Raw genomic sequence first — 26190 nt, 5'->3', positions numbered from 1 at the left:
TGGTCATTTAAACGAATCGATATTAAGGATACGAAGGAAATGGCGCTAGAATACAGCTTTTCAACCTATGGAATGAGATTTATTTGTAAATATAGTTTTCATAAAAGACTCACTGTTCTGTTTCTGGTTCACGAAACGTTCAACAATTATTTTGAGTCAATGAGCTCACTTTCAACCGCTTCATATGGTGAAAAATGTAATTCAAGTAATTTCGACTTAGAAATGGGCTTGCTATAATAATAACCTTGTTGTTTGTCACTACCTAGTTCCCGGCACAGATCAGCCTGCCAACTTTGCTCTACTCCTTCAACCACAACCACCGCACCAATTGATTTACACATACTCACCAGACTGTTAAGCAAGTTTATACGTTTAGTATCATTTTTATCTACCGGCATTACAGATCTATCAACCTTGACCTGGTTAATCGGAAAATTAATAAGATGACTTATTGAAGAGTAACCCGTGCCAAAATCGTCTAAAGCAATAGTAAAACCAGTTTCTGCCAGTTGTGAAATCATTCGCTTTGTTGCAAAGTCATTGCTTAGCAACGCAGTCTCAGTAATTTCTAAAACTACCGAGGACGGTAGAACGCCTTCCCTGAGACAAATACTCTTTAATCTTACACACATTTCCCATTGATTTAGTTGCACGGGCGAAAAATTAACCGAAACGCGAACCTTAGGAAAACCACGTTTAGTTAACTCCGCCTGGGTCATAACTGCTTGTTTAAAAACAAATTCGCCCAATTTGTCGATAGTTTGGTTTTGTTCAGAAATGGGGATAAACTCATCAGGGCCATAAAAACCAAATGGACTGTTCTCGGGCCACCTAACCAGAGCCTCCATAGACATCAGCTCACCTTTAGAACTAACAATTGGTTGATACAACACATTAAATGCATTTTGATTTAAGTGATATTCAAGGCCTTCTTTAATTAGTCTTTGTTTTTCAATTTCTGCTGAAAGACTTTCATCAAATTCAGTTACTGTATACCCAGATACCTCTTTAGCTTTATGTAACGCCAAATTAGCCTGTTTGATCACTTCTTTTTTCGTGATATTTTCGTCAATGTATGTACTGCCAATACTGAATGTGCAATTGATTTCTACATCATCGAAAACAAATGGTGTATCCAGTGCTTTGAGTAATCGATTAAAAACAGCTCTTTTCTTAGATTCAAGTTCATTTGACTGTATTAACAATGCAAACTCGTTTGAACCAACTCTTGCCACATGATTTTTTTGATCTACAACTTGTTTAATTCGCTCAGCCACTTGTTTTAGAAATTCATCGCCAAGTTCGTGACCATAGCATTCATTAAAAAATTTAAAATTGTCAATATCCAAAAAAATAAGTGCGCCGTTTTTATTTGCTAAATCAGAGTTTAAAAGGCTTTCCAACGATGATTCAAATGCGGTTCGATTGAGCAATCCTGTCAGGTTATCAATACTGGCGGCTAATTTGCTACGTTCTTGATTTTTCCGTACACAGTACTCTAATTCAAAACGTTTTCTGGCCAGATGAATTGTTCGATTAAGCTTTTGTTGATTAATTTCGGTCTTTGACAGGAAGTCCTGAGCCCCAAATTCCAGGGCGCTTTCCAGCAACACACTATCTTCACTGTTACTCATCAATATAACACCGCACGGGTAAGCCAGGTTTAGGGTTTTAATATCGGCTAAAACCTTAAGGCCGTCCTTATCAGGTAGTAAGTAGTCAAGCAACACAATATCAAATTTGATATTGGTCAAGGCTGCCAGACCCAATTGTGCCGTTGCGGCCTCTTCAATCACCGTTCCTGGCTGACCGTTCAATTCACGTTTAATTTCCTCTCGGTCTACTTTGTCATCATCAATTAGCAGAACACGCATAACTATCTCCAATGTGCGACAATGGCAAACTTACAACTTGCCCAAATCCATTGATTAAACTCATTAGCCTTTCAAAATTTTTACCAACATTGTCCTTGCGAATATAACCCGAAACATAGTTTTCATATGCCTTTTGGATATCTTGATTGCACGATGAGGTAGTAAGAATAAATACGACCGTACTTTTTAGATCACTATCCTTACGAAGTGTTTTAAGGAACTCAAAACCATTCATCATCGGCATCTCAAGGTCAAGGATCACGATGAGCGAACACTGATTACTTCTACTTCGTAAATAATTTAAGGCTTCAAGCCCGTTCCGTTTACGAATGAGCTCTTCATGACGATTACTCTTTTTAAAAGCACGTTGCACGGATATTGCGTCAACATCATCGTCATCAACTAGCAATATTTCCAATGGTTGTCGTTCATTAACACTCATATTATACCCCCTGCCTGATATATATTGGCCAATGAAGTTGTATTCTGGTTCCTCCCAGCGGACTAGTATCAATTTTCATTTTACCACCCAATACACTTAGCGTCTTAGACACAATCGCCAACCCCATACCCGATCCTTCCACTTCATCTCGTGGACGCAACGTTTGAAAAATCTTTATTACTTTTTCCCGATACTCAGGTGCAATACCAGGACCATCATCATCGACACAAATAATATACTCACGATTATTCCGCTCCGCAGATATAGATATTTGACCCGCTGAACAATTATGGTGCTTTACCGCATTTTGTATAAGATTGCGCATGACTAACTCAAACGGGACAGAAGATAAATGTAACGTTATGTCTTCAGCTGTTATGTCAAATTCAGGTCCGATTCCAAGGAAGGCAGATATACTCGCCGTTATTTCAGGAAGAGAGATTTCCTCAACTTTAAAATTCATACGACCAAGGCGGGAATATTCCAATAGATCATCTAACAAACATCTCATACGACCAATTCGGCCATGCAAGAGGTTAAAGTACTCTTCAGCACTAGCATCTAACTTTGACTCAAGGTCATCTTGAATCCAACCGCATATCTTTTCTACAGAGTTCAAGGGCGCCTTCAAATCATGAGAGGCGATATAGGCGAAATTTTCCAGATCTTCATTTGACTGGCGCAACTCCTGTTTCTGTTGCTCTTGTAACGTTACATCTCTGGCAATTCCAAGAATATACGAACGCCCATCGTTGACAATACAACGCTTTTTAATAGTCCAAAGAATGCGATTAGTCCCGTCAGGCATAAGTACCTCCTCAAAGACTTCGCTTTTTCCTTGCTCAAAAGCGATTTTGTCCTGCTCGAGAAACGCTTCTGCGTCTTCTGGCAAATAATCTTCCACAGTCGTCGTTCCGAGAATGTCCTGTTCAGTCTTTCCAGGATAAAGCTGCATAAATGCTGGATTCACGAACACAATGCGAAACTGCTCATCTTTTGCAAAAATCAGATCTTCATGAGCGGCGGTCAGCAGATGCGGAAACTCTAAACTCGACAAATAATCAGGTCTGGCCGTTTGTTGCTGCAGGTACAGTTCAATACTTTTGGCTATCACGGTAAAGCCGCTCCATTCCGCGCTTTGATCGGGCATATCGCCCTTACCAAAACCATAGAGCATGCCCACCGGATTACCGCTGCCAGACGTCAATAAAACGCCTGCAAAGTACCCGACGTGCTCTGCAGATTTTAACAACCCACTGCCCTTAAAAGATTCTTGCAAAGCGCGTTCATTGAAAAAGCACAGTGTTTTGGCTTCAATTACCTGACGATATATCGGATCCTCATCAGCCAGACCGTCCTCAAAATATCCCATGCTTTGCGCTATTTTTTGAAAATGAACGTCTGTTAACGCGACCGCACAGGTACTGAGATTAAAAGTGGTTCTCAGGTAGTCGGTTAAATTTTCGATGTAGGATTTAAGGCTATCAGGTACCAGCCCGACAGAGCTGGTAAACCGCAATATATCCTCTGAATGAACGCCACAATCTGTCATCTTCAACACTGCAAAAACGTAATAAGTGCTTTTAGCATAGTCATTAGTGTGGCAATGCAAAATAGTACTTTAGTATATTTTTATCCTTAATATGGTTCCAATTTTGCTCGTTTTCTTGTAAGAGATCGACAATTTTTTTATTGCTAAATAAGGAATGTGGTAATCTATAAGCAATATCAATCACATTTAAATCTCGCAAATTTTTTGACGGGAATAGCTAATACAGAGAGTTTTATGCAACTGACAAACAAACAAAAACAACACCTGAAGGGATTGGCTCACAGTCTTAAGCCTGTGGTACTTTTAGGTGGGAATGGTCTGACCGAAGGGGTAATGGCTGAAATTGATGCAGCCCTGGCGCATCACGAACTAATTAAAGTCAGAGTTCCGTCTGAAGACCGGGAAGAAAAAAACCTGATAATGGACGCTATCGTTCGCGAATCTGGGGCAGTTAAAGTGCAAACCATCGGTCACATGTTGGTACTTTACAAGCAGTCGGAAGAGAAAAAGATCGAATTGCCGAAAAAGTAATTGCGCAACTGCCTTTTCATCAAAAAAGCCGTTCATATTGAACGGCTTTTTAACTTACTTAACAAATAACTGCTTAGATATATTGTACTTCGATTATCTCGAATTCCTTTGCACCTGAAGGCGTCTGGATGGTTGCAACATCGTCCAGGCTCTTACCAATCAAACCACGAGCGATGGGTGAATTAACCGAAATCAGATTACTCTTGATATCGGCTTCATCATCACCCACGATGCGGTACGTGGTTTCGTCATCGGTATCCAGGTTTAACAGAGTAACAGTGGCTCCGAAAATGACTTTGCCATTGTTGGTCATCTTTTTAACATCAATAATCTGAGCATTACTCAGTTTGCCTTCGATGTCCTGAATACGGCCTTCACAGAAGCTTTGTTGTTCTCGGGCGGCGTGATACTCAGCATTCTCTTTCAAATCGCCATGCTCTCGCGCTTCGGCAATTGCATTCACAATTTGCGGACGCTTCACGGTTTTCAGTTCGTGCAACTCCGTCTTTAGCATTTCAGCCCCTTCGGCTGTCATCGGAATTTGATTCATTTAGTTATTCTCTTATGTAACTCCTGTACAGAATTAACATCATTGCGATCATCCGAAGCATGAGCGTTTATAGTGGCAAAAGCCCCGTTCATGGTGGTGGTGTAAGCTACTTTATTCAGCAGTGCTTCTTTACGGATGTATACGGAGTCAGATATGGCCTGACGCCCTTCGGTCGTGTTAATTACGTAGCAGTATTCGCCGTTTTTGATGGCGTCAACAATATTTGGTCTGCCTTCAGACAGCTTGTTAACCACATCACAATCGACATTCGCGTTGTTCAATAACCGGGCGGTACCACTGGTGGCTTCCAGTGCGAAACCTTTTTGCAGCATAGCTTTACCCAGTTCTACAGCGCGATTTTTATCATTATCTCGCAAAGACAGCAAGACTTTACCTTTTTTCGGTAACGGCGTTCCCGCGCCCAGGTTGGCTTTAGCGTATGCCTGAACAAAGCTTTCGCCAACCCCCATAACTTCACCGGTAGAGCGCATTTCAGGGCCGATCAACGGGTCCACGCCCTGGAATTTCGCAAAGGGGATCACCACTTCTTTGACTGAATAGTAAGGCGGGATCACTTCTTCCATTTCGTTTTGCTGCTGCAACGTCTGGCCCACCATGGTACGCGCGGCAATCTTAGCTAAAGGCTTGCCGGTTGCTTTAGACACAAAGGGAACAGTCCGGGCGGCACGAGGGTTTACTTCAATCAGATAAACCTCACCATCTTTCACCGCAAACTGGGTATTCATCAAGCCGATGACACCCAGCTCCAGCGCCATGTCTTTAACCTGTTGGCGCATCACATCCTGTACTTTTTTGGGCAAACTATAGGAAGGCAGTGAACAGGCCGAGTCACCAGAGTGAACACCGGCTTGCTCGATGTGTTCCATAATGCCACCAATTGTTACGTCTTTGCCGTCACAAATAGCATCCACGTCCACTTCAATGGCATCATCCAGGAATCGATCTAGTAGTACCGGAGAATCGTTAGATACACTCACGGCTTCATTCAGATAGCGTTTTAAATCCTGAATGTCGTACACGATTTCCATTGCGCGACCACCCAGTACATAAGAAGGGCGTACTACCAATGGGAATCCGATGTTTTCAGCTTCCGCCAGTGCCTGTTCCATATTGCTGACAGTCGCATTGGCGGGTTGTTTCAGTTGCAGCTTGTGTACCATCTGCTGGAAACGCTCGCGATCTTCTGCGCGATCAATAGCATCTGGCGGCGTACCTATGATAGGCACTCCCGCTTCTTCCAAAGCTCTGGCCAGCTTAAGCGGTGTTTGACCACCATACTGAACAATAACGCCCTTGGGCTGTTCAACCCGGACGATTTCCAATACATCTTCCAGAGTCACCGGCTCAAAATATAAACGATCGGACGTGTCATAGTCAGTAGAAACGGTTTCCGGATTACAGTTAACCATAATGGTTTCGTAACCGTCTTCACGTAACGCCAGTGAAGCGTGTACACAGCAATAATCGAATTCAATACCCTGACCAATGCGGTTTGGACCACCACCTAAAACGACAATTTTATCCTTATCCGATGGATTGGACTCACACTCTTCATCATAGGTAGAGTACATGTAAGCAGTCGTAGTGGAAAACTCTGCCGCGCAGGTATCAACTCGCTTGTAAACAGGCAATACCTGGTTCTTAACCCGAAGGTCACGAACATCAGATTCAGCCAGTTTAGTTAAATCAGCAATGCGGGCATCGGCAAAACCTTTGCGCTTAATTTTTCTGAGAAAATCACCTGTTAAGGCAGCAACGCCTTGCTGCTGCATGTGGTTTTCCAGGTTCACGATGTCTTCAATTTGCACCAGGAACCATCGGTCGATATTGGTAAGATTGAATACTTCATCCACTGACATCCCAAAACGGAACGCGTCTGCAATGTAAAAAATGCGCTCGGCGCCAGCTTCCGTGAGTTCTCTGACTAACTGGTTTTTAGCGTCTGCCGCTTCCAGGTCGAGGATTGGATCAAAGCCATTTACGCCGATTTCTAAACCGCGCAATGCTTTTTGTAATGATTCCTGCTGATTGCGGCCAATGGCCATCACCTCACCCACTGATTTCATCTGGGTAGTCAAGCGGTCATTTGCACCGGAGAACTTTTCAAAGTTAAAACGTGGAATTTTGGTAACCACATAATCAATCGCAGGTTCGAAAGATGCCGGGGTCAGCCCGCCGGTGATATCGTTAGCCAGCTCATCCAGGGTATATCCCACTGCCAGCTTGGCCGCTACTTTCGCAATCGGGAAACCAGTGGCTTTAGAGGCCAGTGCAGATGAACGTGAAACACGCGGGTTCATTTCGATGATAACCAAACGTCCGTCTTCAGGATTAACGCCAAACTGTACGTTTGACCCGCCGGTTTCAACGCCGATTTCACGTAATACCGCCATGGCGGCATTTCGCATAATCTGAAATTCTTTATCCGTTAAGGTTTGCGCAGGAGCAACGGTAATGGAGTCGCCGGTGTGAATACCCATAGGGTCAAAGTTTTCGATGGTACAGACAATGATGCAGTTATCGTTTTTGTCACGCACCACTTCCATTTCGTACTCTTTCCAACCAATCAGTGATTCATCAATCAACAATTCGTTAGTGGGCGAAAGATCCAGACCGCGGCGACAAATTTCTTCAAACTCGTCAACGTTATAAGCGATACCACCGCCTGTTCCACCCATTGTAAAAGATGGACGAATGATACAAGGGAAACCGATACGGCTTAGCACGTCGTGGGCTTCTTCCAGCGTGTGAGCGATCTCTGCGCGAGGACACTCAAGGCCAATAGATTTCATGGCTTTGTCGAAGCGCTCGCGATCTTCGGCTTTATCTATGGCATCAGCTGTCGCACCAATCATTTCTACGTTGAATTCAGCCAGTACGCCGTGCTTTTCCAGATCCAGAGCACAATTCAGTGCTGTCTGACCACCCATGGTGGGTAACACCGCATCAGGGCGTTCTTTGGCAATAATGTTTCTGACCACTTCCCAGTGAATTGGCTCGATGTAGGTTGCATCAGCCATTTCCGGATCTGTCATGATAGTGGCAGGATTGGAGTTAACCAGAATTACCCGATAGCCTTCTTCGCGAAGGGCTTTACACGCCTGAGCACCCGAATAATCGAATTCACAAGCCTGACCGATGACGATTGGGCCTGCGCCCAGAATCAAAATACTTTGTATGTCGTTACGTTTTGGCATTGTCAGATCCTGTTACTTACGTGCTTGCATGAGTTCAATAAAGTGGTCGAATAACGGCGCGGCGTCATGAGGTCCCGGGCTGGCTTCAGGGTGTCCCTGAAAACCAAAGGCAGCTTTGTCATTGCGATGAATACCCTGCATTGAGCCATCAAACAAAGAGGTATGAGTGACTTCCAGATTATCAGGCAAGTTGCTTTCTGAAATGGCAAAACCGTGATTCTGGCTGGTGATCATGACCACACCACGTTTGTGGTCTTTTACCGGATGGTTTGCGCCGTGATGACCGAATTTCATTTTCTCAGTAGTCGCACCCGATGCTAAACCTAACAACTGATGCCCTAAACAAATACCGAACACCGGAATATCAGTCTCAAGAATTTGTTGAATTGCTTTGATGGCATAATCACAAGGCTCTGGGTCACCAGGACCGTTGGATAAAAATACGCCGTCTGGATTTAACGCTAATACTTCTTCAGCAGAAGTTTGCGCTGGCACTACCGTTAATTTACAACCTCGGGCTACCAACATACGCAAAATATTGCGCTTTACACCGAAATCGTAGGCAACCACGTGAAAGTCTGAGTTTTCTTGTAACTCAGAATGCCCCTTCCCTAGCTCCCATACGCCTTCTTTCCACTCGTACTTTTCTTTAACTGAAACCACTTTCGCCAGGTCCATACCCTTCAAGCCAGGGAATTCCTGAGCCATTTTTAAGGCCTTCGCTTCATCCAGATCTGCTCCGGTGATAATACAGCCGTTTTGTGCGCCTTTATCACGCAGAATACGGGTCAGGCGTCGTGTATCAATATCCGCGATACCCAATACATTACGCGCTTTTAAATAGTCAGATAATGATTGTTCGCTGCGGAAATTGCTGGTAGCGAGTGGCAAGTCACGAATGATAAGCCCCTTAGCCCAGATTTGTTCAGATTCTTCGTCTTCTGAATTGACACCTGTGTTACCTATGTGTGGATAGGTTAAAGTGACAATTTGTTCCGCGTAGGAGGGATCAGTAAGAATTTCCTGATATCCCGTCATCGAAGTGTTAAATACCACTTCTCCAACTGAAATACCTTCGGCTCCAAATGCAGTGCCTTTAAAGACAGAGCCGTCTGCAAGTACAAGTAGCGCTGAATGCGTCAAGATAACCTCCCAAATGCGGTAATATTAACGTAGCCAGTCTGCCAAACACCCATAAAAAACGGGCTGTTTCTAAGCTTATTACTAAACTTATTTACATCCCGTTTTTCTGGCTAAACTGATATTTTTTTGAGTACAACTTAGGTTCAACCTAAATTTATGGCAAATTCCGCGTATTGTAGAGCAACATCGCGAATTGGTCCATATTTAATTTGGTTTTTTATCCTTTTAAGGCCTTTAACACGTTTTCCTATCCAAACGGTCAAAAATTCCAGTTAACATTTCATAAACATGCTTATTTTAGCCTTTTAAGCCTAAAACATCTTGCATGTCGTAAAGCCCAACGGGCTGGTTTACAAGCCACTTAGCAGCCCTGACTGCACCTTTGGCGAAGGTTAAGCGACTGGACGCTCTGTGGGTCAACTCTATACGCTCACCCAACTCTGCAAACATGGCGGTATGCTCGCCGACGATATCGCCGGCACGGATGGTGGCAAAGCCAATAGTCTGTGGATCACGTTCACCTGTGTCGCCTTCACGGCCATAGACAGCGCACTCGTTTAAATCCCGCCCCAGTTCGTCTGCAATCACTTCACCAATCGCCACAGCGGTGCCTGAGGGTGCGTCTTTTTTAAAGCGATGATGAGCTTCCCAAATTTCGATATCAGCAGTCTGCCCCATTACCCTTGCGGTCTGGCGTACCAGATTAAATAACAGATTTACGCCAATACTCATATTCGCGGCAAATACCACTGGAACTGACTGCGCAGCTTCTGCAATCAACGTTTTTTGCTGTTCATCAAGTCCGGTAGTTCCGACTACAACCGGACGCTGCTGTGCCACACATAATTCCAGATTCGCTGCCAGCGCTTCTGGCAGCGTAAAGTCTATCATCACATCAACGGGTAATTGACTGGTATCAGAAGTTGTTAATACGCCCTGCTTAGCCGTGCCTGCCAACTCGCCAATATCAAATCCCTGCCATTTTGACGACGCCCTGACGTGTGCATAATTGAGGTTGATATCTTGTTCCTGCAAATGAGCTTCAATTAACGCCCTACCCATACGCCCATTGGCACCAAATATTCCACTGTTTACCAGACTCACCGGTTTACTCTCTGCTACATAATTTGCTGCCGATACTAGCGTTTTAGCGTTGTATTTTCCATAAATGCATGAGAACAAAAGGCTATAATACCAATCAAAATACCTGACATTAACCGAAGTTAAAAAACCACAGAAATACGTTAGACTTGGGCGCTGAAAGAAGTAAGGACATAGAATGAATCCAAATAATAAAAAATCGTTACTGGTTTGGGACCTGCCGGTTCGGCTGTTTCATTGGCTTTTGGTCTTAGCTTTAGCCGGTCTTTGGTTTACTGGCGACCAGGGCGATGATTGGCTCACCTGGCACTTTTATCTTGGTTATTTTGTACTGGGGTTAATTCTGTTTCGGATTTTGTGGGGTGTTTTCGGTACCCGTTACGCCCTGTTTAAACAGTTTATTGTTTCTCCAATTAAAGCGATTAGCTCAATCAGACAACAACAGGATAGTCCGGGACATACGCCACTAGGTGGTTATATGGCGTTATTGTTGATGTTGGCAGTGCTACTGCAAGCCATTAGTGGTTTGTTTACCAGCGACGAGATCTTTACCGATGGCCCCTGGCGAAGTGCTTTAAGTGCTGAGTATCAGGACTTAGCTGACTGGGCTCACCACAACCTGTTCACTTTGATTCAGATTGCGGCCGCCATTCACATTGCCGCCGCCTTCTACTATTTATTGTTCAGGAAAAATAATCTGATCATGGCCATGATCAATGGCAAGAAAATGATTGATGAAGAACAGCGCATTGCGTCTTCAAAATTGTGGCTGGCGCTGGTTATGCTGTTGATAGCTGTAGCAATTGTTTATGTTTTGATTACCCTTACGCCTGAGGCGAGCCTGGATGACTATTATTGATTGCCAGTGTGAATCACCTAAGCAAAACGAGTAATGTACAACACAGATTGTCCTCTTTATTCTCTTTGTGAACTGCCCGTCTCCTGTTTAAGATCAGGGCAGTATTAGCCGCATAGCTACATTCATGGCATTTCATGTGAGGGATTGTGAAACCTATCCGGCCACAATTCAACTCACCGAATGCCACAAACGTTCTCTTCAGAATTAATTAAACTTATGGCTACCTCAATACCGTGACGAACAAAGGAGCCTCGTTTTCAGGTTGGTTTTACGGAATTTTTGCAATCACTTTAATTTCGAAGTCAAATCCTGATAACCAGGTCACCCCTACGGCAGTCCAGTTGGGATAAGGCTTAGCGTGGAATATCTCTTCCTTCACCTGCATAATGTCAGGAAATTGCTTTTCCGGATCGGTATGGAAAGTTGTAACATCAACGATGTCGTCAAACGTGCATCCAGCCGAGGCTAAAACACTGTTTAAGTTTTCGAACGCCAACTCAACTTGTTTCTTAAAATCAGGCTCAGGGCTTCCGTCAACATGGCTGCCTACCTGTCCGGATACAAAAAGTAATTCCCCTGACTTTATTGCCGCTGAATAACCATGTGCATCATAAAGTGCATGGCGGTAAGATTCGGCAGGATAAATAGCATTGCGTTTTGACATAGTAAAATCTCCAAAATATTTATAAATCGATATAGGTTTGACTACAACAGAGTCTGTGGTCAGTGAGTAATTCTCAACTTAACATACGTGACGTATATGAATATAATTGACATACACGCCGTATGTCAATTTCACATACATAGCGTATATTAATGGATTAGTAAAAAAATGAATAAACGATTAGAGAAAATGGTCGAAAATCGGGCCAAAATGATTTCAGCCGCCAGGGCGGCTTTTGCAGAAAAAGGGTTTGCTGCTGCATCTATGGACGAGTTAACGTCCAGCGTAGGGTTAACACGTGGAGCGCTATATCATAACTTTGGTGATAAAATCGGCCTACTCGCTGCAGTAGTTGAGCAAATTGATTCTGAAATGGCTGCGAAAGCCAAGGCTAAAGCCACTGTGGTTGATGGTGCATGGGAAGGTCTGATGGCGGAAGGTAAGGCCTACATTGAAATGGCAATGGTCCCTGAAGTTCAGCGAATCGTTCTGCTAGACGGCCCTGCATTTTTAGGTGATCCATCGCAATGGCCAAGCCAAAGTAGCTGTCTGCAATCAACGATTAACACCGTTAGTAATTTGGTTGATTCCGGCCATTTAAAACCAGTAGATGTAGAAGCAATCTCGAGGCTACTTAATGGCGCAGCACTCAATGCAGCGCTATGGGTGGCAGCCAGCGATAATCCTGAAGAAATTCTACCCAGAGCAATAGACGCCTTCGAAGTGTTGGCAAGCGGATTACTCAAATAAACTCAGATTACTGCTGACAACGCATACGCCACTTGGTCATTATTCACTGTTGTTCAGAGCCGGTAAATTCAGGTTTGATTATCAATATGGCTGTCAAAGTCAGGTATTTGGAAAAACCTGAGCTAATCAGCCCAGGTATAATTTGCTTACTCAGCCTTAAACACGTCGTGGCAGCCTTTACAGCTTTTACCAACACCACCGATGGCGGAGCGAAACTGGGATTCATCTCCGGCTTTTGCAACAGCCTGTAATCGTTGTGCTGCGGTAGTTAACGCCTGAATTTTTTCGTTGAAGTTGTCAGGCTCTTCCCAGATTTTGTCTAAAGCATCGGTTTCCAGTTTATGCTCTCTGGTATCTGTGGCCAGGTAGTCAGCAATCATTAAACTTAATTGCTCCAGGCGCATGCCGTTTTTTTCCATCACCGCCGCATCAAAAGGTTTAACCCCCTTCGCCATGGCGCCTAAATCTCCCATGTTGCTGCGAATCAGCTGAAATAAAGATTGTCTGAACTTAAGCGCGTTACGGGCTTCTTTAACAGAAGCCGCTTCCTCTTCGGCAATTGCCACTGAAGAAAGTAGCGAAAACGAGAGCATTAGCGCGATAATTTTTTTCATAGTTAACCTGTTGTATTAGTTTTTGGAAGGTATGTCTTATTAAAAACGTTAAAAGCCAGTTAATAAAGACCTGAAAACAAAAAACCCTCCAAAAAAGAGGGTTTTTTCAACATTAATCCGGTTTGATTAGTCTTTAGCCTTTCAGATCATCAAAAAACTGTTTAACGCTGTCGAAAAAGCCTTTTTCCTTTGGACGATACTTTTCCTTTTCGGAATCCATCGTTGAATCAAATTCTTTTAACAGCTCGATTTGACGGCTATTCAGGTTTACCGGCGTTTCCACCAATACCTTACACATCAAATCACCCACAGCGCCGCTACGTACTGATTTAACGCCTTTGCCGCGCAACCGGAACATTTTGCCGGTTTGAGTTTCGGCCGGTATCTTCAACTTTACCTGACCATCCAGAGTAGGTACTTCCAGCTCGCCACCTAAGGCTGCCATGGTAAAGCTCAGCGGAACTTCACAGTACAGGTTGTTTTCGTCGCGAACAAAGATTTCATGATCGCGCACATTTACCTGAACATATAAATCACCAGGAGGTGCACCCGCTTCTCCGGCTTCACCTTCACCGGAAAGACGAATTCTGTCACCCGTGTCCACGCCTGCAGGAATCTTAACCGACAAGGTTTTGGTTTCTTCTACGCGACCATGTCCATGACACTTGCGGCAGGGATCTGAAATGATTTTGCCTTTACCGGAACAGGTAGGACAGGTTTGCTGTACCGCAAAAAAGCCCTGACGCATCTGTACCTGGCCGTTACCGTGACAGGTGGGACAGGTTGTCGGTGACGTGCCTTTTTTAGCCCCTGAACCATCGCAAGAATCACAGGATACCAGGGTGGGTACCTTGATTTCGACTGATTTACCTCTGACGGCATCTTCTAACGACATTTCCAGGTTGTAGCGCAAATCAGCGCCCTGTCTGGCACGTCGACGACCGCCACCACGGCCACCACCGAAGATATCACCAAACACATCGCCAAAAATATCACCGAAGTCAGCCGCACCGGCTCCTGCCCCGCGATTAGGATCAACACCGGCATGACCAAACTGATCATAGGCAGCGCGTTTGTCTTTATCGCACAGGATTTCATAAGCTTCCTGGATTTCTTTGAACTTCTCTTCCAGTTCTTTATCGCCCGACGTACGGTCAGGGTGATATTTCATTGCCAGGCGCTTATATGCCTTCTTAATTTCGCGTTCTTCGGCGCTTTTACTGACACCGAGTACTTCGTAATAATCTCTTTTTGACATGGAGATAATATGTCCCGTCTTTAACCTTGCTTCAGAAATCTTAAGTAGATTTCCGTTTCAGATAATAAACCTGTTAACACAAACAAGGGCGCAGTCTGAGGTGCGCCCATGTTTCAAGTAACAGCATCACAATTCTGATGCTGTCTTTTTCTTACTTTTTGTCGTCTTTAACTTCTTCAAACTCAGCGTCAACAACATCGTCCTGAGGTTTACCAGATGACTTAGCACCTTCACCGGCAGCAGCTTCGGCCGCTTGCGCAGTCTGTGCGGCTTCCATCAGCTTGCCAGACGCCTGGATTAGCTCCTGAGTCTTGGCTTCGATTTCCGCTTTGTCTTCGCCTTTTGCCGCTGTTTCCAGCGCAGAAAGTGCTGTTTCAATCGCAGATTTGTCTTCTGCACTTAACGCGTCACCAGACTCTTCCAACTGCTTCTTGGTGCCGTGAATCATAGCGTCAGCCTGGTTACGTGCCGATACCAGTTCTTCGAACTTCTTATCTTCCGCCGCATTGTCTTCGGCGTCACGTACCATTTTTTCCACTTCTTCATCACTCAGACCAGAAGAAGCCTGGATAGTGATCTTCTGCTCTTTGCCAGTATCCTTATCTTTCGCAGATACGTGCAGGATACCGTCAGCATCGATATCGAAAGTAACTTCGATTTGTGGTTCACCACGACGTGCCGGACGAATACCTTCCAGGTTAAACTGACCCAGAGACTTGTTACCAGAAGCTTGCTTACGCTCACCCTGCAGTACGTGTACCGTTACTGCTGCCTGGTTGTCATCAGCGGTTGAGAACGTTTGCGATTTCTTAGTAGGAATCGTGGTGTTTTTCTCAATCAGTGGCGTCATCACGCCGCCCATAGTTTCGATACCCAGAGATAGTGGCGTTACGTCAAGTAACAATACGTCTTTTACTTCACCGGCTAATACGCCGCCCTGAATCGCTGCACCTACGGCTACCGCTTCATCCGGGTTCACGTCCTTACGTGCTTCTTTGCCGAAGAACTCAGTTACGTATTTCTGTACCAGAGGCATACGTGTCTGACCACCCACCAGAATGATGTCGTGAATCTCAGAAACTGACAGGTCAGCATCCGCAAGAGCTTGTTTAACCGGCTCAAGAGACTTCTTAACCATGTCTTCAACTAAAGACTCTAACTTGGCACGTGTTACCTTGATAACTAAGTGCTTAGGACCAGAGGCATCAGCTGTGATGTAAGGCAAGTTAACTTCTGTTTGTTGCGCAGAAGACAATTCAATCTTGGCTTTTTCACCCGCTTCTTTCAGACGCTGCATCGCTAATGGATCTTTGCGCAGATCGATACCCTGATCTTTCTTAAACTCGTCTACCAGGTAAGTGATAACACGGTTATCGAAATCTTCACCACCTAAGTGAGTATCACCGTTTGTGGCCAGTACTTCGAAAGTGTGCTCGCCTTCAACTTCATCAATCTCGATGATTGAAATATCAAAGGTACCACCACCTAAGTCATAAACAGCAACAATGTTGTCGCCTTTTTTCTTGTCCATACCATAAGCCAGTGCAGCTGCAGTTGGCTCGTTGATAATACGCTTAACTTCTAAACCAGCGATACGACCGGCATCTTTAGTGGCCTGACGCTGAGAGTCGTTGAAGTAAGCAGGAACAGTGATTACCGCGCCAGTTACTGGCTCACCCAGATAATCTTCTGCTGTTTTCTTCATTTTCTTAAGAACTTCAGCAGATACCTGAGGTGGTGCCATCTTTTCGCCTTTGGCTGCAACCCATGCATCACCATTATCAGCCTTAACAATTTCATAAGGCATGATGTCGATGTCACGCTGAACCTCAGCATCTTCGAAACGACGACCAATTAAACGCTTGATTGCGAATAAGGTATTTTTCGGGTTTGTCACCGCCTGACGTTTAGCTGGCTGACCAACTAAGGTTTCACCATCTTGTGTATAAGCGATGATGGAGGGAGTTGTGCGATCCCCTTCCGCATTTTCAATAACTTTTGCTTTGTCACCGTCCAGTACTGCAACACATGAGTTTGTAGTACCCAGGTCGATACCAATGATTTTACCCATCAGGATGTCTCCAACTTAAAATTCTTTAAAACTGTATTTTTAATAGGGTTGCTCAGCGTTTTTTCAACAAAGCCGAACCCAGTTTTTTGCATTTTTTTTACGCTTCGGTATTTACACCTTCAGAAGCAGCACGAGAAACAGCCACCATAGCTGGTCTCACCAGACGACCATTTAACTGGTAGCCCTTCTGCATCACAGCGATTACTGTATTTGGTGCAACGTCCGCGGATTCCTGCATAGACATAGCCTGATGCAGTTCCGGATTAAAAGGTTGTCCTTGCGGATCGATAACTTCCAAACCAAATTTTTGCACTGTTGCCACAAATGATTTGTGGGTAAGTTCAACACCTTCCAAAATTGGCTTCATTTCGTCACTCGCGTTATCAGAAGCCTGTAACGCGCGCTCCAGGTTGTCGATAACAGGTAACAACTCTCCGGCAAAACGCTCTAAAGCGAACTTCTTAGCTTTGTCTACTTCGCCTTCTGCGCGGCGACGGGCATTTTCTGCTTCCGCTTTGGCGCGCAACACTGAATCCTGCTGTTCAACCACAGTTGCCTGTGCTTTAGCCAGCTCAACTTCCAGCTCTGCGATACGCTGCTGCTCTACGGTTTCTAATACCGCGTCAACGGTTTCACCTTGAGGTAACTCCTGAGATTCATTTTCAACCGCTTCTGGCTGCATCTCTTCAGGGTTTACTGCTTTGTCATTTTGAACGTCGTTACTCATGATTTTGCAATCCGAAAATGTATGAAAATTGAATTAGGGAGCTAGATGGGGATGGTTACAGATGATTCAAGTTACAATTTGTCATATTTTTAATATTGTTCAGAAATGCCCCGATAAAAGGCAATGATCTTGTGGTTTGAAATCTAATTGGTGTATAACAAGCTTGTTTGTTTTAACTTTTTCCTTGAGCCAACACTATGCCCCCAATGTTTGAAACCGTTGGTCTGATTGGTAAGCCTAATCATTCTGGCGCCAGCGAAAGTCTGCGAATTCTGTACAAATTCCTGAAAAAAGAAGGTTGCACAGTATTGGTGGAAGAGCGCGTTGCCAATGTCCTCGATGAAAATGATCTGCAAGTACGGGACATGGTGTCTATCGGCAAAAGTGCACAACTAGCTATTGTGGTGGGTGGTGATGGCAACATGCTGGGCGCAGCACGGGTTTTATCCCGTTTTGACGTGGCCGTAGTGGGTGTTAACCGAGGCAATCTTGGCTTTTTAACTGATATCGCACCCGACGAAATTGAACGTCAGATGACCGACATATTCGACGGCAAATTTAACAGTGAAGAGCGCTTTTTGCTGGAAGTAGAAGTTCATCGTCACGGCGAACTTAAAAGCAGCAACGCCGCTATCAACGAAGCGGTATTGCACCATACTAAAGTGGCGCACATGATGGAATTCGAGTTATACGTCGATGACATGTTTGTATTCAGCCAACGCTCAGACGGCCTGATTGTCGCAACACCAACGGGATCAACCGCATATTCACTATCGGGTGGTGGCCCAATCCTGACCCCAAACCTGGATGCCCTGGCGATAGTACCTATGTTTCCCCACACACTCAGCAGCCGCCCTATTGTAGTGGATGCCAATAGCGAGATAGTCTTAAAAGTATCAAACGACAACACCGAAAACCTGCAGGTAAGCTGTGACAGTCATGTCATGCTGGCTGTGGTACCAGGCGATGAAATCCTGATCCGCAAAAATCCCAGTTCACTGCATCTCATCCACCCCAAGGGATATAGCTACTTTAATGTTTTACGCACCAAACTTAACTGGGGCAGTAAACTTTACTGAGCAATATTACTCGTTTAAGTAAATATTTTTTGCACAAACACTAGACAGTGATAAAAACATGTATATATTTACAGTTAACTGTATACCTATACATGGTTTTGGATATGCTTACACAACTTTCCGTTAAAAACTTTGCCATCGTAAAATCTCTGGATATTGAGTTTAAACAAGGGATGACTGCCATAACCGGCGAAACCGGTGCTGGTAAATCCATTGCAATTGATGCCCTGGGTCTGTGTTTAGGTGAACGGGCCGAAGGCAACAGCGTGCGTAAAGGGGCTAAAAAAGCCGAAATCACCGCCTGTTTTAATATCAAAAACAATCCTCGCTGTCTGACCTGGCTGCAGGAGCACGATTTAGACGATCATGACGACACCTGTATTCTGCGCAGGGTAATCTCCAGTGAAGGACGTTCAAGAGCCTACATCAATGGCTGTCCGGTGCCCTTGCAGCAACTCAAAGAGCTTGGCCCACGACTGGTAGCCATTCACGGTCAACACGCTCATCAGGCCTTATTAAAAAGTGAGGCACAACGGGCTTTACTGGACAGCGACGAAATCATTCAACAGCAACTGAGCGACCTAAAAAGCCTGGTAACCCGACACAACAAGGTACAACAGGAACTGGAACAGTTGAATCAGATGCGACAACGCAGCGAAGATCGTAAAAACCTGCTGTCATACCAGCTTACCGAACTAGATGAATTCGGCCTGTTGGACAACGAATTTGAATCGCTGGAAACCGAGTTTCGCAAAATGAGCCACAGCCAGTCATTGCTGGAAGACTCTCAGATCAGTTACCACGAATTGTGTGAGTCAGAACAGGGTAATGCCGCCAGCATCATTTCTCGCTGCCTGGAGCGCATTACCGATCTGGTGGAACACGATGAAAGCTTAAAACCAGTGCAATTAATGCTACAGGAAGCGCAAATCAATATTGATGAAGCCGGTGTTGAGCTGTCAAATTACGTGGAATGTCTGGAAATTGACCCACTGAAAATGCAACAAACCGAACTGCGTTATTCCAAGGCGATAGAGTTAGCCAGAAAGCACCTGGTTCAGCCAGAAAGTCTGTACCAACATCATCAGGAATTAAAAGCAGAGTATCAGTCACTATTTGACAGTGAAAACAAGGGTGAAGCCCTGCAGGAAGAACTGCAGACATTGAAAAATGATTACCTGCTAGTGGCTGACAAACTACATACAACCCGTTGCAAAGTGGCTAAGCGATTACAAAAAGCCGTAGCGACTGAAATTCGCCGAATGAACATGCCAGACGCGGAATTTGAAATTGCTGTTACCGACAGCCACAGAGATAAGATAAACAGCAAGGGGCACGATCATATTGAGTTCCTGTTGTGCAGTAACAAAGGTATGAACATGGAAAAACTGGAAAAGGCCGCATCAGGTGGTGAGCTGTCCAGAATTGGTCTGGCATTGCAGGTGTTGGGCAACAAAACTCACGCGGTGCCCACATTAATATTTGATGAAGTGGATACCGGGATCAGTGGCAGTACCGCTTCGGTGGTAGGCGACTTGCTGAAAACCCTGGGAGATAACGAAGCTCAGGTATTTTGTGTCACCCACCTACCACAAGTAGCTGCCAAGGCGCGCAACCAGATGTTGGTAACTAAGTTTTCTGATGGCAAAACCACAGAAACACATATGACCCCGCTGGACGAAGACAAACGCGTAGAAGAATTAGCAAGGTTATTAGCAGGCGATATTCTCACTGATACAGCCATTGCTAACGCCCGGGCCCTGCTACAAAACTAATACAGCTAAAACATTCTGCATATACAGGGCACATCGGTTACAGGGCAAATCGGTGCCCTGCCCGTTTTTGCTCAATGGTAGTTATCCGCACCTTTGCAGTGAACCTCTTCAGTACCGAATACCGGTAAGTTAATTCGACCACACGGGCTGCAGGCACGCGAAATCCAATAAAAATAAAACCACCGGGAACAATTGAGTTGATGTCGTTGTCATTAAACAGTAGGATTCACAGCGGTTTTCCACTCAGGAACGAAAAGAGAAGCATGAAGTTAAAGTTGTTATTATCATTAATTCTGGCAGTTGCCATTTCCGGTTGTTCCAGTTGGATATACAGAATTGATGTCGGTCAGGGAAACTATGTTATTCAGGATGACGTGGACAAATTGCGCATTGGCATGACCAAAGAACAGGTACAATTTGTCCTGGGCGCACCAGTATTACGCGACAGCTTCGACGAAAACACCTATTACTACATCTACAAAATTAAACGCGGCATGAAATCCCGCGGTGAAGACTTCCGCAAAGATCTGGTGTTACATTTTGACGATGGCAAACTGGCTAAAATGACCGGCGACTTTGACGAACCGGAAGACTTTAATACGCCATTAGACATCTAAAATTCTATACTGATTGTCGAAGAGCTATTACCTTTTAGCTCTTCCTCCGGTAACTTTATCCGCCCGGCCTTCCTCTTTTGCTTTCTCTGCCCGTCTGCGCCTGGCCTCTTTGGGATCGGCAATCAAAGGGCGATAAATTTCTATGCGATCACCGTCTTTCACGGTATCAGATAACTTACAGGTGCGATTCCAGATACCCACCGCATTTCGGGTCAGGTCAATCTCAGGATAACGCTGTAACATCCCTGACTCCTGAATTACCGCTTCAACGGAACTTCCGGCAGCAACCACAACATCCAGGAGGGTTTGTTTATCGGGTAACGCAAATACCACTTCCACTTTCGCAGTCTTACTTTCAACTTCCTGCGACTCATTTTCAGAGCCTAGTGTTGTATTATCAGCCACGGTAAATCTCCTTTGCACGTTCAGTAAATGCTTTAACCATATTATTGGCCAGAGTACTAAACACCTTCCCAAATGCCAGTTGTGCCAGAGAGTTACTGAATTCAAATTCCAGTTCCAGCTCAATTTTGCAGGCGTTCTCGGCCAGTTCTGTAAATCGCCAGCCACCGGTCAATTGTTTAAAGGGACCATCCTGCAAATTCATACTAATCGCACTATCTTTGGTGAGTTCATTGCGGGTCGTGAACCACTGCTTTACACCGGCTTTAGATACTAACAAAGACGCTACCATTAACTGTTCTTCCTGCTCCAATATGCGGGCATCTTCACAACCAGGCAGAAACTGCGGGTATTGCGTAACATCATTGACTAAGTCATACATTTTCGCAGCACTGTATGGAACAAGGGCGCTGCGATTAACCGCTGGCATGAGATCTTATTTCCTTATGGGTCTGATAACAAAAAACAGAAATAGTAACATGTAACTTACGATTTGATGCAACAAACTAGAAGACAATTATTTACGACTGCGTATAATACGCCGCCATGAAGAAAAAGCAGAATAAATCTAACACAAGCGGAACTATCGCACTGAATAAGCGTGCCCGTCACGACTTTTTCTTAGAAGAAAAGTTAGAAGCCGGGGTCGCTTTACAGGGCTGGGAAATAAAAAGTATCCGGGCCGGTAAAGTAAACCTGAGCGACGTGTATGTGCATGTCAAAGATGGGGAAGCACATTTACTTAATTGCCGAATTACACCACAGGAATCAGCATCATCTCACGTGATATGTGATCCGGTTCGCCCCAAGAAACTCCTTTTACACCGCCGCGAACTCAACCGCCTGATAGGCAGTGTCGAACGTCAAAGTTACACCGTCGTGGCAACCGCCATGTACTGGAAAAAGTGCTGGGTAAAAGTAGAAATACACCTTGCCAAGGGTAAACAAACCCATGACAAACGCGATTCCATTAAGGACCGTGACTGGGCGCGACAAAAAGAACGCATGATGAAACACAAAGCCTGACCTGGCTATTTGCAGCCTGTCAGTTTTGTGTTAACCTCCTTCCCCCTTTTTCACTGAGGGGTATGGCAACAGCCATAAAATCAGTGGACTCTGGGTTGAAAACCTCGAACAGCGTTGCTATGTATTTAAATACAGGCAAGTGTTCTACACCAGTTTTGACAACATAAGCCGATAAAGGGTTATGTGAAAAGAATTGGGGCAGATTAGGGTGAGCGCCGCTCGAAAATTGCGATAAAAATGTCTGGAACATTTTTAAACAGCTTTAGCTGGTTCCGGTAGGAACGAAGGACAGGAGTCCGGAGTAATACTTGGAGCAATTTTAGGGGCGAACGCCAGACAAAGGACGTCTGGCAGGAACAGCTCACCAGGGATGGTTTAAACAACCTTAGTCTCCCTTACAAGATTGGGGCAGATTAGGATTCGACGGGATACACGAAACCCAAGGTGCATGTCGAGGGGCGGTTGGCCTCGTAAAAAGCCGCAAATAAATAGTCGCAAACGACGAAAACTACGCACTAGCAGCTTAATAACCTGCATAGGCCCTCCCACTTCAGCCGTTGTCTTTTCGTGAAGGCTCGGGAGGTCATACTAAAAGACTAGCGAGGGAACCTCGTCTGAGGGTGAACCGCGAAACAGTATCAGACCAGCCACGAGAAATCCTGTTTGTCGGAGTTCAACTGGTTAAATAAAAGACAGACTACACATGTAGGACCGAGGATGTAGGTATTGCGGACGCGGGTTCAAGTCCCGCCTGCTCCACCAATCAGAAACCCCATACCGAAAGGTATGGGGTTTTTTATTGGTGGAGCGGGACTGACCCGCGCAGGGGGTTCACAAAACGTCTGGAACGTTTTGTACCGCCGTAGGCGCCCGAAGGGGTGAGCACCGCCCGAAAATTGGGAATACCTGGAGCAATTTTAGGTGCGAACGCAAGACAAGTGGACGTCGAGCAGGAAGTCCTCACCATGGATGGTTTAAAGCTCCCGGCACAAAAATTCATATCTCTAAATACAAATACAATCAGATTGCCTAATGGACGGACTTGAGGACAATCCCCCTCCCCTGACCTTTACCCCGAATCTAAATAGCAGATAAAAACCCGATAGAACGAATAAAGCGCCACAAACAGGAACACAAAGAGCCTGAGCCGTTCACTAAGGACGAAATAAATAAAATACTAGATGCTCTTTCTTCACCCTACAAAGAATTTTACCAGTTTGCTTTTTACACTGGTTTGCGAACAGGTGAGCTTCTCGCTATCCGCTGGCAAGACGTAGACCTTGAAAATAAAGTAGCTCATATCAGGGTAAATATTACCGCAGGTAAAGAAAAAGAACCCAAAACAAAAGGAAGCATTAGGACGATTGAGTTAAATTCTCAGGCTATTGACGCACTATATAAAATAAAACACTCAAAATTCTATGACTCTTTTAGAGTTTTTATTGATCCTCATAACGGTAAGCATTATCAAAATGGTGATGGACTCAGGAAGTATATTTGGAAACCAGCACTGGTTAAATCCAAAATCAAGTACCGTTATCCATATCAATGCCGCCATACTTATGCATCAATGATGCTAACTAGCGGTAGGAATCCTATGTGGGTCGCATCACAAATAGGACATTCTGATTGGGGCATGATTAGAAAAACATACGGCCGCTGGATAAAAAATGATACTGTGCTATAACGGAGAATGGATTCTAGGGAGGTAATAGCATTGAAAAGGATCAATTCAAAAAGTAGAGAAAGACTTTTACGACATGCAAAGTTTGAATTCGAAAAAAATATTAAAAGAAAAGATGCCACATATGACGAAAAAAAGCACTTAGCCGTTAAAAAAACAAAGTTTCTCGGTTATGAGGTTGTCAAAAGCCCCTCTCGTCTGAGCGTTTACAATGTAATTGAACAAGACAACGACATTTTTAAAGAAACAAACGACTTCATATCTTCGATAACTAAGACAATTAAAAAATCAGAAAAAATTCTAATAGACTTCAGCGACCTATTTCGTGTGGACGCAGCGGCTCTCGTGATGATGTATGCGAGAACTGAAATTGCTCTGAAGAATTCCCCTACACGAAAGATAATGGTTAAAACACCTAAAACAAATAGACGAGTAAGAATCATCCTACAACGCAGCAACCTTATCAAATTACTAAGGGGTAGCGAAATAGTTGCAAATTTTAATGATGAAATGCTGCCCGTAATATCAAGTGCAGATAACGATTATCTTGATGACATTGTTGATTACTTGATGAAAAGTGTTTACCACAAAAAAATGACCGCTGATGAGGAACACACATACAGTGATGCTATATCTGAAACTATCCATAATGTAGGACTTCACGCCTATCCAAATCACAAAACGAAGAAAAAAAGTTGGTGGCTTTTATGTCAAGTGGTTGAAAATCAATTGTTTCTCGCTATATATGATAACGGAGTAGGTATTCCCAAAACCATTATGAAAAAGCCCTATTTTTTAGAAACGTTATACAGCTTGTTTCCAAAAATAACTAAGGAAGTTAATAACTTAGTACCCCATTCGATAGGCTTCAAAAGAAAGATTCTGAAGTCTGTAAACGATAGTTTAGCAATTTCTATATCCATGAAAGGAGATGTATCTAGAACTAAGTTGGATAAACATGGCCAAGGAAGTAAGAGTATCAGAAGACTAGTGGACGAATCAGAACAAGGAAGACTATGGGTTTTTAGTAATGAAGGGTTATACTACAAAGAACAAAAATCGGAACCAATTCTCCATTCATTGGTCTCTTCTGTTAGAGGTACGTTGGTTCAATGGAATTTAGAAATCTAATGATTGATTTAAACGTAGTGAAAGACTTCAGTAACAGGCCATACGGTAGGTATAAGACTGATGGAGACTATTGCGGTGAGAATTTCCGCAAAAAATTATTAGCCCCTAAACTGAGACAAGCTATAAAAAATGCAGAAAAACTCTGTGTATCTTTAGATGGATACAATCGATATGGACGTTCATTTTTAGACGAAGCCTTTGGCGGTTTAATCAGGGAAGAAAAATTCACTCCGGCCGAAGTGAATAAACATCTAATTTACAAACATTCATTGGTAAAGAGCATAGAAGAGCTTATTCGAGAAAGAATAGAGGCATCAATAAGCGCCTATGAAAAAGGTAGCATAAAAAAGGACTAAAAAGTGGAGTTAGCAACAGTTCTAACACTCACTGGTTGGATAATAATTGTAGGATTAAACAACAGAGGTCTTAAACGTGCTGAAATTCAGAAGTCCAAAGAGCTGTGTGTAAAAATTCTTGAAGATTGTATTTCTATCGCTGAAAAACACTTTGAAGATTCCAATGGCATATCAGAATCAAACTCCAATACTGTTACTAAAGAACAAATGTTTGAGAGTAAAATTGGTTATTTAGCTACTAAGTTTGAACTGGCTTGCAACCGACTAAATGACCTATGTGCATTCGATCTAATAGAGGCCTCAATGCTGGCGATTCGAATAAGAGATGTTGAGCATTCTCAGATTTGTAATACATATAAGGACTGTATGGAGTATGCTGATTCCATTAGGGATTGTTGTGAAACAATTGAAATAGCTTATCAAGAACAGTTTTTTAAAAGAAATTTTATTGGTAGGTTATGGATATCAAGACGGCCAGAGATTTATGGATGCTTGTCTGGTCTTGTAGCTTGCTCTTTGCTTTTTTACATAATAGATTTCTTTTATGGATAAATAATCTCTTAAAAGAAATCGTTGATTAAATTCTAAATTAGTCATAAATATTTGAAATTAAAGAGAATATGAATAGTTCAAATCCCCCCTGCTCCACCAAACAAAAAATAGCCACCCGAAAGGCTGTCTCTTATACCCAAATCCCTGCTAAGTAATTAGTGGGGATTTTTTTGAACTAAATTCCAGGCCTTCGATCAGAACTTCAAACACGATT

25 protein-coding genes and 1 other RNA gene are annotated in these 26190 nt (G+C 43.9%); 12 read left to right on the top strand and 14 right to left on the bottom strand.

All coding sequences use genetic code 11. The features are described from left to right. Window positions 1-146 precede the first annotated feature (146 nt). Genes AC0J20_RS20150 through AC0J20_RS20140 form a run of 3 tightly spaced genes read right to left on the bottom strand, consistent with a single transcriptional unit; the run spans window position 147 to window position 3868 of the window. A complete protein-coding gene (locus AC0J20_RS20150) occupies window positions 147-1874 on the bottom strand; it encodes a putative bifunctional diguanylate cyclase/phosphodiesterase (protein ID WP_473023104.1) in 1728 nt (575 codons plus the stop codon). After that, the gene (locus tag AC0J20_RS20145) at window positions 1855-2316 is read right to left on the bottom strand and encodes a response regulator (protein ID WP_473023103.1); all 462 of its coding nucleotides are present in this window, start codon (window positions 2314-2316) and stop codon (window positions 1855-1857) included. Before AC0J20_RS20145 ends, AC0J20_RS20150 begins: the two co-directional genes overlap by 20 nt. A gap of 1 nt (window position 2317) precedes the next feature. Next, entirely contained in the window at window positions 2318-3868 is a 1551-nt protein-coding gene (locus AC0J20_RS20140; protein ID WP_473023102.1) for a sensor histidine kinase, read from the bottom strand. Between the two features lie 234 nt (window positions 3869-4102). Here AC0J20_RS20140 and yhbY point away from each other — a divergent pair, with 234 nt between their 5' ends. After that, window positions 4103-4399 carry a ribosome assembly RNA-binding protein YhbY gene (gene yhbY / locus AC0J20_RS20135; RefSeq protein ID WP_473023101.1) on the top strand — a complete coding sequence of 99 codons (297 nt, stop codon included), beginning with the start codon at window positions 4103-4105 and terminating at the stop codon, window positions 4397-4399. A gap of 73 nt (window positions 4400-4472) precedes the next feature. Here the strand turns inward: yhbY and greA are convergent, their stop codons facing one another. From greA to dapB, 4 genes are all read right to left on the bottom strand, one after another. Then, window positions 4473-4949, bottom strand: a complete 477-nt coding sequence (gene greA, locus AC0J20_RS20130) for a transcription elongation factor GreA (protein WP_229530613.1) — start codon at window positions 4947-4949, stop codon at window positions 4473-4475. Beyond that, window positions 4946-8167 (bottom strand): carbamoyl-phosphate synthase large subunit, encoded by a 3222-nt coding sequence (carB, locus tag AC0J20_RS20125; RefSeq protein WP_473023100.1) that lies wholly within the window; start codon window positions 8165-8167, stop codon window positions 4946-4948. Before carB ends, greA begins: the two co-directional genes overlap by 4 nt. 12 nt (window positions 8168-8179) lie before the next feature. Continuing rightward, on the bottom strand, window positions 8180-9310 hold the full coding sequence (gene carA / locus AC0J20_RS20120) for a glutamine-hydrolyzing carbamoyl-phosphate synthase small subunit (RefSeq protein WP_473023099.1): 1131 nt from the start codon (window positions 9308-9310) through the stop codon (window positions 8180-8182). Window positions 9311-9607: 297 nt separating this feature from the next. Then, the gene (gene dapB, locus AC0J20_RS20115; RefSeq protein WP_473023109.1) at window positions 9608-10408 is read right to left on the bottom strand and encodes a 4-hydroxy-tetrahydrodipicolinate reductase; all 801 of its coding nucleotides are present in this window, start codon (window positions 10406-10408) and stop codon (window positions 9608-9610) included. A gap of 181 nt (window positions 10409-10589) precedes the next feature. On the opposite strand from dapB, the gene AC0J20_RS20110 reads away from it, so the two are divergent. Further along, entirely contained in the window at window positions 10590-11270 is a 681-nt protein-coding gene (locus AC0J20_RS20110; RefSeq protein WP_473023098.1) for a cytochrome b/b6 domain-containing protein, read from the top strand. A 268-nt stretch (window positions 11271-11538) separates the two neighbouring features. Here the strand turns inward: AC0J20_RS20110 and AC0J20_RS20105 are convergent, their stop codons facing one another. Further along, a complete protein-coding gene (locus AC0J20_RS20105) occupies window positions 11539-11934 on the bottom strand; it encodes a RidA family protein (RefSeq protein ID WP_473023097.1) in 396 nt (131 codons plus the stop codon). 168 nt (window positions 11935-12102) lie between these two features. Between AC0J20_RS20105 and AC0J20_RS20100 the strand changes: the two genes are divergently transcribed. After that, window positions 12103-12684, top strand: coding sequence for a TetR/AcrR family transcriptional regulator (locus AC0J20_RS20100; protein WP_229530608.1), 582 nt, complete (start codon window positions 12103-12105; stop codon window positions 12682-12684). A 146-nt stretch (window positions 12685-12830) separates the two neighbouring features. Here the strand turns inward: AC0J20_RS20100 and AC0J20_RS20095 are convergent, their stop codons facing one another. From AC0J20_RS20095 to grpE, 4 genes are all read right to left on the bottom strand, one after another. After that, window positions 12831-13298, bottom strand: coding sequence for a c-type cytochrome (locus AC0J20_RS20095; protein ID WP_229530607.1), 468 nt, complete (start codon window positions 13296-13298; stop codon window positions 12831-12833). A 133-nt stretch (window positions 13299-13431) separates the two neighbouring features. Continuing rightward, the gene (gene dnaJ / locus AC0J20_RS20090; RefSeq protein WP_229530606.1) at window positions 13432-14556 is read right to left on the bottom strand and encodes a molecular chaperone DnaJ; all 1125 of its coding nucleotides are present in this window, start codon (window positions 14554-14556) and stop codon (window positions 13432-13434) included. 151 nt (window positions 14557-14707) lie between these two features. Further along, entirely contained in the window at window positions 14708-16627 is a 1920-nt protein-coding gene (dnaK, locus tag AC0J20_RS20085; protein WP_229530605.1) for a molecular chaperone DnaK, read from the bottom strand. A gap of 97 nt (window positions 16628-16724) precedes the next feature. Beyond that, window positions 16725-17354, bottom strand: coding sequence for a nucleotide exchange factor GrpE (gene grpE / locus AC0J20_RS20080; protein WP_473023096.1), 630 nt, complete (start codon window positions 17352-17354; stop codon window positions 16725-16727). 197 nt (window positions 17355-17551) lie between these two features. Here grpE and nadK point away from each other — a divergent pair, with 197 nt between their 5' ends. The 3 genes from nadK to AC0J20_RS20065 all read left to right on the top strand — a co-directional run bounded on the left by nadK (window position 17552) and on the right by AC0J20_RS20065 (window position 20825). Further along, a complete protein-coding gene (gene nadK / locus AC0J20_RS20075) occupies window positions 17552-18433 on the top strand; it encodes an NAD(+) kinase (RefSeq protein ID WP_229530603.1) in 882 nt (293 codons plus the stop codon). Window positions 18434-18537: 104 nt separating this feature from the next. Further along, a complete protein-coding gene (recN, locus tag AC0J20_RS20070; RefSeq protein ID WP_473023095.1) occupies window positions 18538-20208 on the top strand; it encodes a DNA repair protein RecN in 1671 nt (556 codons plus the stop codon). 263 nt (window positions 20209-20471) lie between these two features. Next, window positions 20472-20825 (top strand): outer membrane protein assembly factor BamE, encoded by a 354-nt coding sequence (locus AC0J20_RS20065; protein ID WP_229530601.1) that lies wholly within the window; start codon window positions 20472-20474, stop codon window positions 20823-20825. Between the two features lie 27 nt (window positions 20826-20852). Here the strand turns inward: AC0J20_RS20065 and AC0J20_RS20060 are convergent, their stop codons facing one another. Together AC0J20_RS20060 and AC0J20_RS20055 are read right to left on the bottom strand one after the other, a co-directional pair. Beyond that, window positions 20853-21164 carry an RnfH family protein gene (locus AC0J20_RS20060; RefSeq protein WP_473023108.1) on the bottom strand — a complete coding sequence of 104 codons (312 nt, stop codon included), beginning with the start codon at window positions 21162-21164 and terminating at the stop codon, window positions 20853-20855. Window positions 21165-21222: 58 nt separating this feature from the next. After that, complete coding sequence (locus tag AC0J20_RS20055; RefSeq protein ID WP_229530600.1) at window positions 21223-21657, bottom strand: type II toxin-antitoxin system RatA family toxin; 435 nt, start codon at window positions 21655-21657, stop codon at window positions 21223-21225. A gap of 116 nt (window positions 21658-21773) precedes the next feature. Here AC0J20_RS20055 and smpB point away from each other — a divergent pair, with 116 nt between their 5' ends. The 6 genes from smpB to AC0J20_RS20025 all read left to right on the top strand — a co-directional run bounded on the left by smpB (window position 21774) and on the right by AC0J20_RS20025 (window position 25976). Further along, window positions 21774-22253, top strand: coding sequence for an SsrA-binding protein SmpB (gene smpB / locus AC0J20_RS20050; protein ID WP_473023094.1), 480 nt, complete (start codon window positions 21774-21776; stop codon window positions 22251-22253). Between the two features lie 405 nt (window positions 22254-22658). Next, window positions 22659-23015: a transfer-messenger RNA gene (gene ssrA, locus AC0J20_RS20045) on the top strand. Window positions 23016-23337: 322 nt separating this feature from the next. Then, on the top strand, window positions 23338-23940 hold the full coding sequence (locus AC0J20_RS20040; protein ID WP_473023107.1) for a site-specific integrase: 603 nt from the start codon (window positions 23338-23340) through the stop codon (window positions 23938-23940). 30 nt (window positions 23941-23970) lie between these two features. Further along, complete coding sequence (locus AC0J20_RS20035; RefSeq protein ID WP_473023093.1) at window positions 23971-25068, top strand: hypothetical protein; 1098 nt, start codon at window positions 23971-23973, stop codon at window positions 25066-25068. After that, the gene (locus tag AC0J20_RS20030) at window positions 25068-25424 is read left to right on the top strand and encodes an STAS-like domain-containing protein (protein ID WP_473023092.1); all 357 of its coding nucleotides are present in this window, start codon (window positions 25068-25070) and stop codon (window positions 25422-25424) included. Before AC0J20_RS20035 ends, AC0J20_RS20030 begins: the two co-directional genes overlap by 1 nt. Window positions 25425-25427: 3 nt before the next feature. Beyond that, entirely contained in the window at window positions 25428-25976 is a 549-nt protein-coding gene (locus AC0J20_RS20025) for a hypothetical protein (RefSeq protein ID WP_473023091.1), read from the top strand. Window positions 25977-26190: the final 214 nt, after the last annotated feature.

It is taken from the genome of Planctobacterium sp. R6, from assembly GCF_055755215.1.
The sequence above is the reverse complement of the archived record's forward strand: the minus strand, read 5'-3'. Positions and strand labels throughout refer to the sequence as shown.